Here is a 15,053-nt window from a genome sequence, read left to right on the forward strand (position 1 = left end):
GACCCACCACCGCCGCCGGCTCCACCCCCAGCGAACGCCACACCTCCGCCAGCGAGACCATCACCGCCCACAACACCGGCTGAACCACATCCACCCGCTCAAAGCCCGGCTGACCCACCTGCGCCCGCAACACCCCCGTCAACGACCAGTCCACGAACCCCGACAGCGCCACCTCACACTCCGCCATCCGACCCGCGAACACCGCCGAAGACTCCAGCAGCTCAACCCCCATCCCCAACCACTGCGACCCCTGACCAGGAAAGACGAACACCGTCTTGCCCGTGGTCGCCGCCACTCCCTCGACGGCGCCCGACACCGTGCCGGAGGCGAACCGCTCCAGGGTCGCCGTCAGCTCGGCCCGGTCCCCCACCACCACGGCGCGGCGCTCGAAGGCCGACCGCGACACCGCCAGCGAGTGCGCCACGTCGGCCACGCCCAGTTCGGCGCGCTCGGCCGTCCACGCCGCGAGCCGCCCGGCCTGCGCCCGGAGCGCCTCGCTCGTCTTCGCCGACAGCGCCCACGGCGCCACCGGTACCTCGGCGGGCGCCTCGGCCTCGACCGGCTCCTGGGCGGGGGCCTCCTCGATGATCACGTGCGCGTTCGTGCCGCTCATGCCGAACGAGGACACGCCGGCCCTGCGCGGTTCCGCGCCGGCCGGCCAGGGACGGGCCTCCGTCAGGAGCTCCACGTCGCCCGCCGTCCAGTCGATCTGCTCGGAGGGCTCCTCGGCGTGCAGGGTGGCGGGCAGGACGCCGTTGCGCAGGGCCATCACCATCTTGATGACCCCGGCCGCGCCGGCGGCGGCCTGGGCGTGGCCGATGTTCGACTTCACCGAGCCGAGCCACAGCGGCCTGCCCTCGGGCCGGTCCTGGCCGTACGTGGCGAGGATGGCCTGCGCCTCGATCGGGTCGCCGAGCGCGGTACCCGTGCCGTGCGCCTCGACGACGTCGACCTGGACGGGCGCGAGCCTGGCGTCGGCGAGCGCCTGGCGGATCACCCGCTGCTGCGAGGGACCGTTCGGCGCGGTGAGGCCGTTGCTCGCGCCGTCCTGGTTGATCGCCGACCCGCGGATCACCGCGAGGACGGGGTGGCCGTTGCGCCGCGCGTCCGACAGCCGCTCGACCAGGAGCACACCGGCGCCCTCGGCGAGCGCCATGCCGTCGGCGGCGTTGGAGAACGCCTTGGAACGCCCGTCCTTGGCCAGCGCGCGCACCCGGCTGAAGCCGACGAACGTGCCGGGGGTCGCGAGCACGGTCACCGCTCCGGCCAGCGCCATCGTGCAGTCGCCGTTGCGCAGCGCGCGCACCGCGAGGTGGAGCGCGACCAGGGACGACGAGCAGGCGGTGTCGATGGTGACGGCCGGGCCCTCCAGCCCCAGGGTGTAGGAGATGCGGCCGGAGACCACGCTGGTGGCGACGCCGGTCATCATGTAGCCCTGCAGCTCCGGCGGCGCCTGCGTCATCATCGTGAGGAACTCGGGGCTGTTGGCGCCCACGAACACGCCGGTCCTGCTGCCGTGCAGGGTGACCGGGTCGATGCCGGCCCGCTCGATCGCCTCCCACGAGGTCTCCAGCAGCAGCCGCTGCTGCGGGTCCATCGCGACGGCCTCGCGCGGGCTGATCCCGAAGAAGCCGGGATCGAACTCGGTGATGTCGTGCACGAACCCGCCCTCGGCGACGTACGAGGTGCCGAAGGCGTCGGGGTCGGGGTTGTAGAGCGTCTCCAGGTCCCAGCCGCGTCCCTCGGGGAAGTTCGAGATGGCGTCGGTCCCGCCGGCCACGACCCGCCACAGGTCCTCCGGGCTCTCGACCTCTCCCGGGTAGCGGCATCCGATGCCGACGATGGCGATGGGCTCGTGGTCCTTCTCCTCGGCCGCGTGCAGGCGCTTCTTGCTGTCGTGAAGCTCGGTCGTCACTCGCTTCAGGTACTCGACGAGCTGTGCTTCTGTTGCCATCTGCCTTCCTCTCTCGCTACTACGCCTGCTCAGGAGATGCCGAGCTCGTTGTCGATGAAGTTGAGAATCTCGTCCGCCGTCGCGTCGGCCAGCCGGCCGGCCACGTCCTCCTCCGCCGGTCCGGTGTCCGGCCGCCTCTCCTTCCAGGAGAAGAGCAGCTGCTCCAGCCGGGCCGTGATGTCCTCGGAGGTCGCGCACTCGGCCGCGACGACGGCCAGCCTGGCCTCGATCCGGTCGAGCTCGGCCAGGATCTGCTGGTCCGCGCTGTGCGCCGGTGGCGCGATCTCCTCCAGCAGGTGCCCGGCCAGCGCGGCGGGGTTGGGGTAGTCGAAGACCAGTGAGGCGGGGAGCCGCAGCCCGGTGGCGGTCTTGAGGCGGTTGCGCAGCTCCACCGCGGTCAGCGAGTCGAAGCCGATCTCCTTGAACGCCCGGCCGGGCTCCACCACCTCGGACCCGGCGAAGCCGAGCACCGCGGCCACGTGGCTCCGCACCAGGTCCAGCAGCATCGGCGTCCGGTCGGCCTCGGGGAGGGCGGCCAGCCGGTCGGTGAGGGACTCGGCCTCCTGCGACTCGGCCGTCACGACGCGGCGGGCCGTGGTCCGCACCAGGCCGCGCAGCAGCGGGTGCCCGAAGCCGGCCGCCGCGCCCGCGCGCAGCGTGGCGAGGTCGAGCCGCATGGGCACGAGTGCCGCCTGGTCCGCGCCCATGGCCAGGTCGAACAGGTCGAGGCCCTGGTCCAGGTCGAGCGCGCCCATCCCGGACCTGTTCAGCCGGCCGATGTCGGCCTCGTCCAGGTGGCCGGTCATCCCGCTGCCGCTCCGCGGCGACCACAGGCCCCAGGCCAGCGACGTCGCCGCCTGCCCGCGTGCCCGGCGGTGCCGGGCGAGCGCGTCCAGGAAGGCGTTGGCCGCCGCGTAGTTGCCCTGGCCGGGGCTGCCGAACACGCCGGCCGCGCCCGAGTACAGCACGAACCGCGCCAGGTCGAGCCCGGCGGTGAGCTCGTGCAGGTTGACGGCCGCGGTGACCTTCGGCCGCAGCACGGCCTCGACGCGCTCCGGGGTGAGCGAGGAGATCATCCCGTCGTCCAGCACGCCCGCCGTGCTGAGGACGCCGGTCAGCGGGTGCTCGGCCGGGATGTCCGCGAGCAGCGCCGCCAGGGCGTCCCGGTCGGCCGCGTCGCACGCGACGATCCGCACGGTGGCGCCCAGCCCGGTCAGCTCCTCCTCCAGCGCGGCGGCGCCCGCGGCCTCGGGGCCGCGGCGTCCGGCCAGGACCAGGTGCCGCACGCCGTGCTCGGTGACCAGCCGCCTCGCCGCGAGGGCGCCGAGCGCGCCGGTGCCGCCGACGACGAGCACGGTGCCCTCGCCGTCGAGCTCGACCGGCGTGGTCAGCACGACCTTGCCGATGTGGCGGGCCTGGGCGACGTACCGGAACGCGTCACCGGCCCGGCGGACGTCCCAGTCGCGGATCGGCGGCAGCCGGAGCGCGCCCTCCGCGAACAGCGCGACGACCGTGGCGAGGATCTCGCCGGTGCGCGCGGTGTCGAGCCGGGTGAGGTCGAAGTCCTGGTAGCGCGCGGGGAGCATCGCGGCCGGATCCCGTACGTCCGTCTTGCCCATCTCGATGAACCGCCCGCCGGGCCGCAGCAGCCCGAGCGAGGCGTCGACGAACTCCCCGGCGAGGGAGTTGAGCACCACGTCCACCCCGGCGCCGAAGGTCCGCGCGAACTCCAGCGTCCGCGAGGAGGCGATCCGCTCGCGGGGCACGCCCAGCGCGTGCACCGCGTCCCACTTGCCCTCGCTCGCGGTGCCGTAGACCTCGGCCCCCAGGTGGTGGGCGAGCTGGACGGCGGCCGTGCCGACGCCGCCGGCGGCGGCGTGCACCAGCAGCGACTCCCCGGCGCGGAGATCGGCCAGGTCCACGAGCGCGTGGTAGGCGGTGACGAAGGCGATCGGCACGGACGCCGCCTCGGCGAACGTCCATCCGTCGGGGATCCGGGCGAGCAGCCGGTGGTCGGTGACGGCGAGCCGGGCGAAGCCGTCGACGATGCCCATCACCCGGTCGCCGACCGCGAGCGTGGTGACGTCGTCGGCGACCTCGGTGACGACGCCCGCGCCCTCCCCGCCCATCGGGGCGTCGCCGGGGTACATGTCCAGGGCGATCAGCACGTCGCGGAAGTTCAGTCCCATCGCCCGGGTGGCGATCCTGACCTGGCCGGGGGCGAGCGGCGGGGTGTCCGCGGGCAGCAGCGCCAGGTTGTCGACCGTGCCCCGGCCGGTCACGTCCAGCCGCCAGTTCCCGGCCCCGGCGGGCGGGATCATCGCGTCGCCGCGCCCGGATCCGGCGCGGGCGAGCCTGGGCGTGTACGCCGTCCCCTCGCGGAGCGCGAGCTGGGTCTCCCCACCGGCCAGTGCGGCCGGCAGCGCCTGGTAGGAGTCCGGGTGGCCGTCCAGGTCGAGCAGGATCAGCCGGTCCGGGTTCTCCGACTGCGCCGACCTGGCCAGCCCCCAGACGGCGGCGTTCGTCAGGTCCGCGACCTCGTCGTGGGCGGTCGCGGCGACGGCGCCGTGGGTGATGAGGACGAGCCGCGAGGACGGGAAGCGCTCCTCGGCCAGCCAGGTCCGCAGCAGGTCGAGCACCTCGCAGGTACGGCCGGCGACGGCCTCGGCGAGCGGGCCCGCGGGTCCGCCGTCCAGTGACACGCACACCAGGTCGGGCACCTGTTCCGTCGCGAGGAGCGCGGCCAGGCCGTCGTGCCGCGCGGCGTCGATCCCGGCCCGGGACAGGTCGGTCGCGTCGCCGACGGCGGCCCACCGCTGCCCGGCCGGTACCTCTGCGGCCGGGACGGGCGCCCAGTCGAGGGCGTAGAGCGAGTCGCGTGCCGTACCGGCGGCCGAAGCGGTGCTCGCGGCGGGCAGCGGGCGCAGCAGCAGGGCCGCCACGTCGGCGACCGGGGCGCCCGCCTGGTCGGTGAGGGTGAGCGCCACGCGGCCGGTCTCGGGGATCGACAGCCGGGCCCGGATCGAGGTGGCCCCGGTGGCGTGCAGCCGCACGCCGGTCCAGGCGAACGGCATCTGCGGCCCGGCCTGCGCGCCGGTCGCGTGCAGCGCGACGGAGTGCAGCGCCGCGTCGAGGAGCGCGGGGTGGAGGCCGAACCCGCCGGTGTCGGTGCCCTCCGGCAGGGCGACCTCGGCGAAGACCTCCTCGCCGCGCTGCCAGACGGCCCGCAGTCCCTGGAAGGTCGGGCCGTAGCCGAGACCGGCCTCGGCCAGCCAGCCGTACATGCCGGACACGTCGACGGCCTCGGCGCCCTCGGGCGGCCAGGTCTCGGTGTCCTGGACCGGCCGCCGGGCGGCGCCGGTCGCGAGGACGCCGACGGCGTGGCAGGTCCACGGGTCGTCGGACAGCCCGCGGTCGGGCCGCGCGTGGACGGCGAGCGTGCGCCGCCCCTCGTCGTCGGGCGCGCCGACGGCGAGCTGGAGCTGGACCGCGCCCCGCTCCGGCAGGGTGAGCGGCGCCTGGATGGTGAGCTCGTCGACGAGGTCGCAGCCGACCTCGTCACCGGCGCGCAGCGCGAGCTCGACGAAGGAGGTTCCCGGCAGGATCGCCTGCCCGTTGACCGCGTGGTCGGCGAGCCAGGGGTGCGTCCTCAGCGAGAGCCTGCCGGTGAGCAGGACGCCCTCCGCCCCGGCGAGCGACACGGCCGCGCCGAGCAGGGGGTGTCCGGCCGCGCCCAGCCCCGCGGCGCCGACGTCGCCGGGCTGGGAGGTGCGCTCCTCGAGCCAGAAGTGCTGGTGCTGGAAGGCGTAGGTGGGCAGGTCGACGACGCTCGGCCGGGCGGGGGCGACGGCCCGCTCCCAGTCGACGTCGCCGCCGCGCGTCCACAGCTCGGCCGCGCTGGACCACATCCGGCGCTGGCCGCCCTCGTTGCGCCGCAGGGTGCCGATGGCCGTGACGTCGTGGTCGGCCGCGTCCGCGGTCTCCTGGACGGCCATGGTCAGCACGGGGTGGGCGCTGCACTCCACGAACACGCCGTGTCCCCGCTCCATCAGCGCGCGCACCGACGGCTCCAGCCGGACCGGCCGGCGCAGGTTGGTGTACCAGTACCCGGCGTCGAGTTCGGTGCCCTCGATCCAGTCGGCGGTCACGGTGGAGAAGAACGGGATGTGGCCGGCGCGCGGCGCGACCGGCGCCAGCAGCGTGGCGAGCTCGTCCTCGATCGCGGTGACGTGCGCGGAGTGCGAGGCGTAGTCCACCTCGATCCGCTTGGCCCGCACCCCGGCCGCCTCGCAGTCGGCGAGCAGCTCCTCCAGCGCGTCCACGTCGCCGGAGACGACCGTGGCGGCCGGGCCGTTGAGCGCGGCGATCGACACCCGGCCGTCCCAGCGGCCCAGCCGCTCGGCCACCTCGGCCGACGGCAGCGCGACGGAGACCATCCCGCCCCGGTCGGCCAGCGCCACGATCGCCCGGCTGCGCAACGCCACCACCCGGGCGCCGTCCTCCAGGGACAGCGCACCGGCCACCACCGCGGCGGCGATCTCCCCCTGGGAGTGACCCGCCACCGCCGCCGGTGCGACCCCGAGCGACTGCCACAGCTGGGCGAGCGAGACCATCATCGCCCACAGCACCGGCTGGACCACGTCCACCCGGTCGAGGCCCGGCTGGCCTTCCTCGGCCCGCAGCACGCCGGTCAGCGACCAGTCCACGAACTCCGACAGCGCCACCTCGCACTCGGCCATCCGCGCCGCGAACACCGCGGAGGAGTCCAGCAGCTCGACGCCCATGCCCGGCCACTGCGACCCCTGGCCGGGGAAGACGAACACCGTCTTGCCGCCCGCGCCGGGCGTGCCCTCGACCACCCCGGTGACGGCGGCGCCGTCCGCGAGCCCGTGCAGCCCGGCGAGCAGCTCGTCGCGGTCCGTGCCCACGATCACCGCGCGGTGGTCGAACGCGGACCTGGAGACGGCGAGCGAGTGGGCCACGTCCTCCGGGCGCGCCCCGGATCCCGCGACCGCCCGCGCCAGCCGTCCGGCCTGGTCGCGCAGGGCCTGGGCGGTCCGCCCCGACAGCACCCACGGCACCGCGGGCAGCGACGGAAGCTCCGCCGGCGCCTCGTCCTCCCGGACGTCCTGGGCGGGGGCCTCCTCCAGCACCACGTGCGCGTTCGTGCCGCTGATGCCGAACGACGACACGGCGGCGCGGCGCTCGCGTCCGCTGTCCGGCCAGGCGACGGCCTCGGTCAGCAGCTCGACCCCGCCGGACGACCAGTCCACGTGCGGGCTCGGCTCGTCCACGTGCAGCGTCTTCGGCAGCACGCCGTGCCGGAGGGCCATCACCATCTTGATGATCCCGGCCACCCCGGCCGCCGACTGGGTGTGGCCGATGTTCGACTTCACCGAGCCGAGCCACAGCGGCCGGTCCTCGGGCCGGTCCTGGCCGTACGTGGCGAGCAGCGCCTGCGCCTCGATCGGGTCGCCGAGGGTGGTGCCCGTGCCGTGCGCCTCGACCGCGTCCACGTCCGCGGGCGACAGGCCCGCGTTCGCCAGCGCCTGACGGATCACCCGCTGCTGCGAGGGACCGTTCGGCGCGGTGAGGCCGTTGCTCGCGCCGTCCTGGTTGACCGCCGACCCACGGACCACCGCGAGGACCGGGTGGCCGTTGCGGCGCGCGTCCGACAGCCGCTCGACCAGGAGCATGCCGACGCCCTCCGACAGCCCGAAGCCGTCCGCCGCGCCCGCGAAGGCCTTGCACCGGCCGTCCCTGGCGAGCGCGCCCTGCAGGCTGAAGCCGATGAAGCCGAGCGGGGTGCACATCACCGTGACACCGCCCGCCAGGGCCAGGTCGCAGTCGCCGTTGCGCAGCGCCTGCACCGCCAGGTGCAGCGCCACCAGCGACGACGAGCACGCCGTGTCGACCGTGACCGCGGGCCCCTCGAACCCCATCGCGTACGCGACGCGGCCGGAGGCGATGCTGCTCAGCGTGCCGGTGACCAGGTGCCCGATGGACTCCAGCGGCACCTGGTCGGAGTGGCGGCCGTACTCCTCGTAGGCCGCGCCCACGAACACGCCGGTCCGGCTGCCGCGCAGCGAGCCGGGGTCGATGCGGCCGTGCTCGATCGCCTCCCAGGAGGCCTCGAGCAGCAGCCGCTGCTGCGGGTCCATCGCGAGCGCCTCGCGCGGGCTGATCCCGAAGAACTCGGGGTCGAACTCGCCCGCGCCGAGCACGAAACCGCCGTCCTGCGTGTACGAGGCGAAGACCGCCTCCGGGTCGGGGTCGTAGATCCCGTCGACGTCCCACCCCCGGTTGTCGGGCAGCCGGGAGATGGCGTCCCCGCCCTCGGCGACCAGCCGCCAGAGGTCGTCGGGGCCGTTCACCCCGCCCGGGGTGCGGCAGCTCATCCCGACGATCACGATCGGGTCGTCGGACACGTCGCCGCGAACCGCCCCGGCGGCCACGACGTCGTCCCGCACGCCCAGGATCTCGGTCCTGGCCAGCTCCGCGAGCGCCTTCACGTTCGGGTAGTCGAAGACCACGGTGGCCGGCAGGCGGATGCCGAAGGCGGCGTTGAGCCTGCCGCGCAGCTCGACGGCCGTGACGGAGTCGAAGCCGAGGTCGCGGAAGGCCCGGTCGACGCCGACCTCCGACGGGTCCGCGTAGCCGAGCACGCCGGCCACCTCCTTGCGGACCTGGGCCACCAGGAGGCGGGTCTGGTCCTGCGGGCTGAGCCGGACCAGCTGGGCGCCCAGCTCGGACACCTCCGCGCCGGTCCCGCCGCCGGTCCCGCCGGTCCCGCCGGTCTCGCCGGTCTCGAGCACCGCGACGGCCTCGGGGACGCCCTCCAGCAGGGGGCGCCTGCGGGCGATGGCGAAGAGCGGGGCGAAGCGCGGCCAGTCGATGTCCGCGATCACCAGGGCGGTCTCGTCGTCGTCCAGCGCCTGCCAGAGTCCCTCGACGGCCGTGAGCGGGTCCATGTAGCGGACACCGCTCCTGCGGGCGTCGTCCTCGCCGAGCAGCGTGGTCATCCCGCCGCCCGCGGCGTCCCAGAAGCCCCAGGCGATCGCCGTCCCGGGAAGGCCGCGGGAGCGACGGTGGGCGGCGAGCGCGTCGAGGAACGCGTTGCCCGCGGCGTAGGCGCCGTTGTGGGAGCCGCCCCAGACACCGGCGCCGGAGGAGAACAGCACGAAGGCGTCGAGCGGTCCGGCGAAGAGCTCGTCCAGGTGGGCGGCGCCGGTGATCTTGGCCTGGGTGGCCTCGGCCAGCTCGTCCGGGCCGAGGTCGAGCAGCGGCTGGATGTGCGGGACGCCCGCGGTGTGGAAGACCGACCGGATGGTGTCGCCGCCCGCCTCGACCTCGCCGATCAGGGCGGCGAGCGCGGCGCGGTCGGCCACGTCGCACTTCGCGACCGTGACCCGCGCGCCCAGCTCCTCCAGCTCGGCCACGAGCTCCGTGACGCCGGGGGCGTCCGCGCCGCGCCTGCTGGTGAGGAGCAGGTGCTCGACGCCGCCGCGGGCGAGCCTGCGCGCCACGTGCGCGCCCAGGCCGCCGGTGCCGCCGGTGATCAGGGAGGTGCCGCGCGCCTGCCAGCGTCCGGCCGGCCCCGTCCGCCGCCTGGGCGCCCTGGTCAGTCTCCTGACGAAGGTCCCGGAGGCGCGGACGGCGAGCTGGTCCTCCTCCCCTGCTCCGGCGAGCACGCTCACCAGGCGGTTGAGGACGCGCGTGTCGAGGGTCTCCGGCAGGTCGACGGTGCCGCCGGGTCGGCCGGGGTGCTCCAGGGCGAGGACGCGGCCCAGCCCGGCCACCGCGCCCTGCTCGGGGTCGCGGACGAAGTCGACGCGGCTCACGCTCTCGCCGCCGTCGGTGCCGATCCACAGCGGCACGTTCGGGCCGTCGCCGACCTGGGTCCGCGAGAGGGCCTGGATCAGCGAGAGGGTCTGGGCCAGGTCGCAGTGCAGGGAGAGGACGCCCGCGGGCGCGGTGTCACCGTACGGCGGCACCTCGCCGGGGTCGTCGCCCAGCCCGACCACCTCGGGACTTGCTCCGTGCCGTTCGAGGGCCTCGGCGACGGCGAGCACCGAGGCGTCGGCGGCACGCGCCGCCGGGACCGCGATCAGCCAGGTGCCCGACAGCGCGGACGGCCTGGCGTCCGGCAGGGTGACGGGCTCCCACGTCACGTGGTAGCGCCACGAGTCCAGCACGTCCTGCTCGCGTCTGCTGCGGCGCCAGGACGACAGCGCGGGCAGCACGGCGGCGAGCGGCGAACCGTCCTCGATGTTCAGCGTCGCGGCGAGCGCGGCCACGTCCTCGCGCTCCACGGCCGACCAGAACTCGGGGTCGACGGCGTCGGCCACCTGCTCGGGCGCGGCGCTCCCCTGCATGAACCAGAAGCGCTTGCGCTGGAAGGCGTAGGTGGGCAGGTCGACGCGCCGGGGGCAGGCGTCGGCGAAGTAGGCGTCCCAGCCGACGGCGACGCCCCTGCCGTGCAGGTGGCCGAGGGCCTCGACGAAGGCTCGCGCCTCGTCGCGGTCCCTGCGCGCGGTCGGCACGAAGGCGACGGCGTCGTCACCGTCGAGGATCTGCCTGGCCAGGCCGGTGAGGACGGCGTCGGGGCCGATCTCGACGAACACCGTGGCGCCGCCGGTGCGGGCGGTGGCGACGGCGTCGGAGAAGCGGACCGCCTGCCGTACGTGGTCCACCCAGTAGGCGGCGTCGGTCAGCTGTCCCGGCTGGGCGCGCCTGCCGGTGACGTCGGAGATGATCGGCACTTCCGGCTCGTGGTAGGTGAGCGACCGGGCGACCTCTCGGAACTCGTCGAGCATCGGCTCGATCAGCGGCGAGTGGAAGGCGTGCGAGACGCGCAGCCGCCGGGTGCGGGCGCTCACCAGGGCGGCGATCTCCTCCACCGCGGCCTCGCCACCGGAGATCACCACGGCCTCCGGGCCGTTGACCGCGGCGATGCCGGCGTCACACCCCTCCAGCAGCGGCAGCACCTCGGCCTCGGAGGCGGCGATCGCCAGCATCGCCCCGCCCGCCGGGAGCGCCTGCATCAGCCGCGCCCGCTCGGAGACCAGCGTGCAGGCGTCGGGCAGCGAGAGCACCCCGGCCACGTGGGCGGCGGCGATCTCCCCCACCGAGTGGCCGACGAGCACGTCCGGGGTGACGCCGAGCGAGGTGAGCAGCCGGTACAGCGCCACCTCGAAGGCGAACAGCGCGGGCTGGGTCATCCCCGTCTCGGCCAGCACCTCCTCGGGACCGGAGAACATCGCCTCGCGTACGGGGTGCGGCAGCATCGGGTCCAGGACCTTGCAGACCTCCTCCAGCGCGTCGGCGAACACCGGGAACGCCGCCGCGAGGGACGCCCCCATGCCCACCCGCTGGCTGCCCTGGCCCGCGAACAGGAAGGCGAGCTGCCCGCCCGTCCCGGTTCCCGTGACGGTTCCCGGCAGGGGCGCGCTCTCCGCGAGGGCCTGGAGACCGGCCAGAAGCTCGGCCCGGTCCGCCCCGACGACCACCGCGCGCTGATCCAGCACAGCCCGGCCGGTCGCCAGGGACCAGCCGACGTCCTCGATCGGCAGGTCGTCGTGCGCGGCCGCCCACGTGTGGAGCCGACCGGCCTGCGCCGCGAGCGCCTGCTCGTCCCTGGCGGAGACCACCCAGGGCACCAGCGGGAGCGGGAGCCTCTCCGGCTCGGCCTCGTCGGGCCGGACGGGCGTCTCCTCGATGATCATGTGGGCGTTGGTGCCGCTGAACCCGAAGGCCGAGACGGCCGCCCGGCGCGGTGTGTCGTGACGCTCCCAGGGGCGGGCCTCGGTGAGCAGCTCCACGGCGCCGGCCGACCAGTCCACGTGCTCGGTCGGCTCGTCCACGTGCAGCGTCCGAGGCAGCACGCCGTTGCGCAGGGCCATCACCATCTTGATGACGCCGCCGACGCCGGCGGCGGCCTGGGTGTGGCCGATGTTCGACTTCAGCGAACCCAGCCAGAGCGGCCTGCCGGGGGCCCGGTCCTGGCCGTAGGCGGTGATGAGCGCCTGCGCCTCGATCGGGTCGCCCAGGGTGGTGCCGGTCCCGTGGCCCTCCACCGCGTCGACCTGCGAGGGCGACAGGCCCGCGTCGGCCAGCGCCTCCCTGATCACCCGGACCTGGGAGGGGCCGTTCGGCGCCGACAGCCCGTTGCTGGCGCCGTCCTGGTTGACCGCGCTGCCGCGGATGACCGCGAGCACGTTGTGCCCGTTCGCCGTGGCGTCCGAGAGGCGTTCGAGCAGCAGCACGCCCACGCCCTCGCCCCATCCGGTGCCGTTGGCCGCGCTCGCGAACGACTTGCACCTGCCGTCACCGGCCAGGCCCCGCTGCTGGGAGAACTCGATGAACGTGTTCGGGGTCGCCATCACCGTGACGCCGCCGGCCAGCGCCAGCGAGCACTCGCCCCTGCGCAGGGCGTGCACCGCCAGGTGCAGCGCGACCAGCGACGACGAGCACGCCGTGTCGACGGAGACGGCCGGGCCCTCCAGGTCCAGGGCGTAGGCGACCCGGCCCGAGGTGACGCTGCCGAGCGCCTCCGCGCGGAAGTAGTCGTGGTACATGACCCCGGCGTAGACCCCGGTACGGCTGCCGCGAACCGACACCGGGTCGATGCCCGCGTTCTCGAAGGTCTCCCAGCACGTCTCCAGGAACAGCCGCTGCTGCGGGTCGGTCCCGATGGCCTCGCGCGGGGAGATGGAGAAGAATCCCGCGTCGAACTCGGCGGCGTCGTAGAGGAAGCCGCCGTGCCTGGAGGTGGTCGTGCCCGGATTGTCCGGGTCGGGGTGGTACAGGTCCTCGCGCCAGCCGCGGTCGGCGGGGAACTCGGAGATCCCGTCACCGCCCTCGGCGACGAGCCGCCACAGCTCCTCGGGCGAGGTGGCCCCACCCGGGTAGCGGCAGCTCATGCCGACGATCGCGATGGGCTCGCGGTCGCGGCCCTCGATCTCGTGCAGCTGTCGACGGGTTTGCTGGAGGTCGGCCGTAACTCGCTTCAGGTAGTCCCTGAGCTTGTCTTCGTTTACCATCTCGGGTATTCCTTCTCAGCAGAAGCGCACAGGTCAGGAGACTTCAAGCTCGTTGTCGATGAAGGCGAACATCTCGTCGTCGGTGGCCGTCTCGAAGTGGTCGGCCGCGCCGGAGCCGTTGAGGCCCGTCAGGAAGTCCTTGAGGCGGGCGACCAGCCGGTTGCGGGCGACGCTCTCCTCCGCCAGCCCGGTCACGGTGCTCTCGATCTTGTCGATCTCGGCGAAGAGCCGCAGGATCTGCGCCTCCTCGTCCTCCGCCCCGTCGAAGTGGTCCACCAGATACTCGATCAGCTCGATCGAGGTCGGATAGTCGAAGACCAGCGTGGCCGGCAGCCGGAGCCCGGTGACGGCGCTGAGCCTGTTCCTGAACTCGACCGCCGTGAGGGAGTCGAAGCCCAGGTCCTGGAACTGGCGCTGGGGCTCGATCGCCGAGGCGTCGGCGAAGCCGAGCACCATCGCCGCCTGGCCGCGGACGAGGTCCGACAGAGCCGCCTGGCGCTCCGCGGGCTCCATCGCGGCCAGCCGGTCGGTGAGCCCGTGCAGGGCGCCCGCCCGGGGCAGTGCCGTACGGGCCGTGGTCCTGGCCTGCACGAACCGGGCGGCGACGAGCGCCGGAAGGTCGTGACTCAGGCCGGCGTCGAACAGCGCCAGCCCGTCCGCCACCGGCAGCGGCTTCAGGCCCATGCGCTCCATGCGGCGTATGTCGGCCTCGGTGAGGTCGTCCGCCATGCCCCCGCTCTCCCACAGGCCCCAGGCCAGCGAGGTGCCCGCCAGTCCCTGCGCCCTGCGGTGTTCGGCCAGGGCGTCGAGGAAGGCGTTGGCCGCGGCGTAGTTGCTCTGGCCGGCGCCACCGAGCACCCCGGAGAGGGAGGAGAAGAGCACGAACGCGGACAGGTCGAGGTGCCGGGTGAGCTCGTGCAGGTGCCAGGCGGCGTCGGCCTTGGGCCGCATGACCCGGTCCAGCCGCTCGGGGGTGAGCGCGGTGATCATGCCGTCGTCCAGGACTCCGGCCGCGTGCACCACGCCGCTCAGCGGGTGCTGGACGGGGATGGCCGCGATCAGCCCGGCCAGCGCGTCCCGGTCGCCGACGTCGCAGGCCGCGACCGTGACCGTGGCTCCGAGTTCGGTCAGCTCGGTCACCAGGTCGGTGACGCCGGGAGCCTGCTCGCCGCGCCTGCTGGCCAGCAGCAGGTGTTTGACCTGGTAGGTGGCGGCCAGATGCTTGGCCACCAGGGCGCCCAGACCGCCGGTTCCTCCGGTGACCAGCACCGTGGACTCCGGGCCGAAGTCCAGGCGCTCGTACTCCGGTACGGCCGCGCGTGCCAGTCGCGGCGACCAGAGCGCACCCGCGCGCACCGCGATCTGGGCCTCGCCCGAGGCGAGCGCCTGATCGACCGTTCTCGGGTCCAGCGGCCCGGCCTCCACGTCCAGCAGCACGAACCGGCCGGGCTGTTCGGCCTGCGCCGCCCGCACCAGACCCCACACCGCCGCCTGCGCCGGGTCCACGTCCTCGACCTCGGCGACCGTCACCGCGCCCCGCGTCACGAGCACCAGCCGCGAGGAGGCGAACCGCTCCCCGGCCAGCCACTCCCGCACCAGGCCCAGCGCCTGGTGCACCCCGGCCGGGACCTCGACCAGCACGCACTCCGGGATCTCACCGTCCAGCGAACCGTCCAGCGAACCGACCGGCGAGTCGGCGGACGAACCGGTCGGCGAACCGGCGGGTGATTCGGCCGGTGGTTCGGCCACCACCCACCCGGGCACCTCCGCGGCGGCGGAGACGGCCGGAGCCGCACTCCACTCAAGCCGGTACATGTTCTGCCCGGCGGTGTTGCCGAGGCTCGCCGTGGACAGGGCGCGGAGCGTGAGCGCCTCGATGTCGGCCACGGGTACGCCGCTGCCGTCGGCGATGTTCAGCGTGAGACCGACGCTCCCGACGTTGGCGGTGGCGTTTCTCGTCGCTCTGACGCGCAGGGTGGTGGCGCCGACCGCGTGGACCGACACCCCGCTCCAGGCGAACGGCAGATACGGCCGCCCCGGCTCCGGAGCCGGCAACA

At 74.6% G+C, this 15,053-nt stretch carries 3 protein-coding genes; all 3 read right to left on the bottom strand.

The annotated features are described in order from the left end of the window. Positions 1-1,954 (bottom strand): type I polyketide synthase (locus tag ACFFRH_RS43560; protein WP_386164029.1); only part of this gene is annotated, 1,954 nt, incomplete at its 3' end. Positions 1,955-1,983: 29 nt separating this feature from the next. Further along, a complete protein-coding gene (locus ACFFRH_RS43565; protein WP_386164031.1) occupies positions 1,984-12,996 on the bottom strand; it encodes a type I polyketide synthase in 11,013 nt (3,670 codons plus the stop codon). Positions 12,997-13,029: 33 nt separating this feature from the next. Continuing rightward, on the bottom strand, positions 13,030-15,053 hold a 2,024-nt coding region (locus ACFFRH_RS43570), incomplete at its 5' end, for a type I polyketide synthase (RefSeq protein ID WP_386164033.1).

Origin of the sequence: Streptosporangium vulgare (assembly GCF_042428775.1) — a bacterium.
GTDB lineage: Bacteria > Actinomycetota > Actinomycetes > Streptosporangiales > Streptosporangiaceae > Streptosporangium > Streptosporangium vulgare.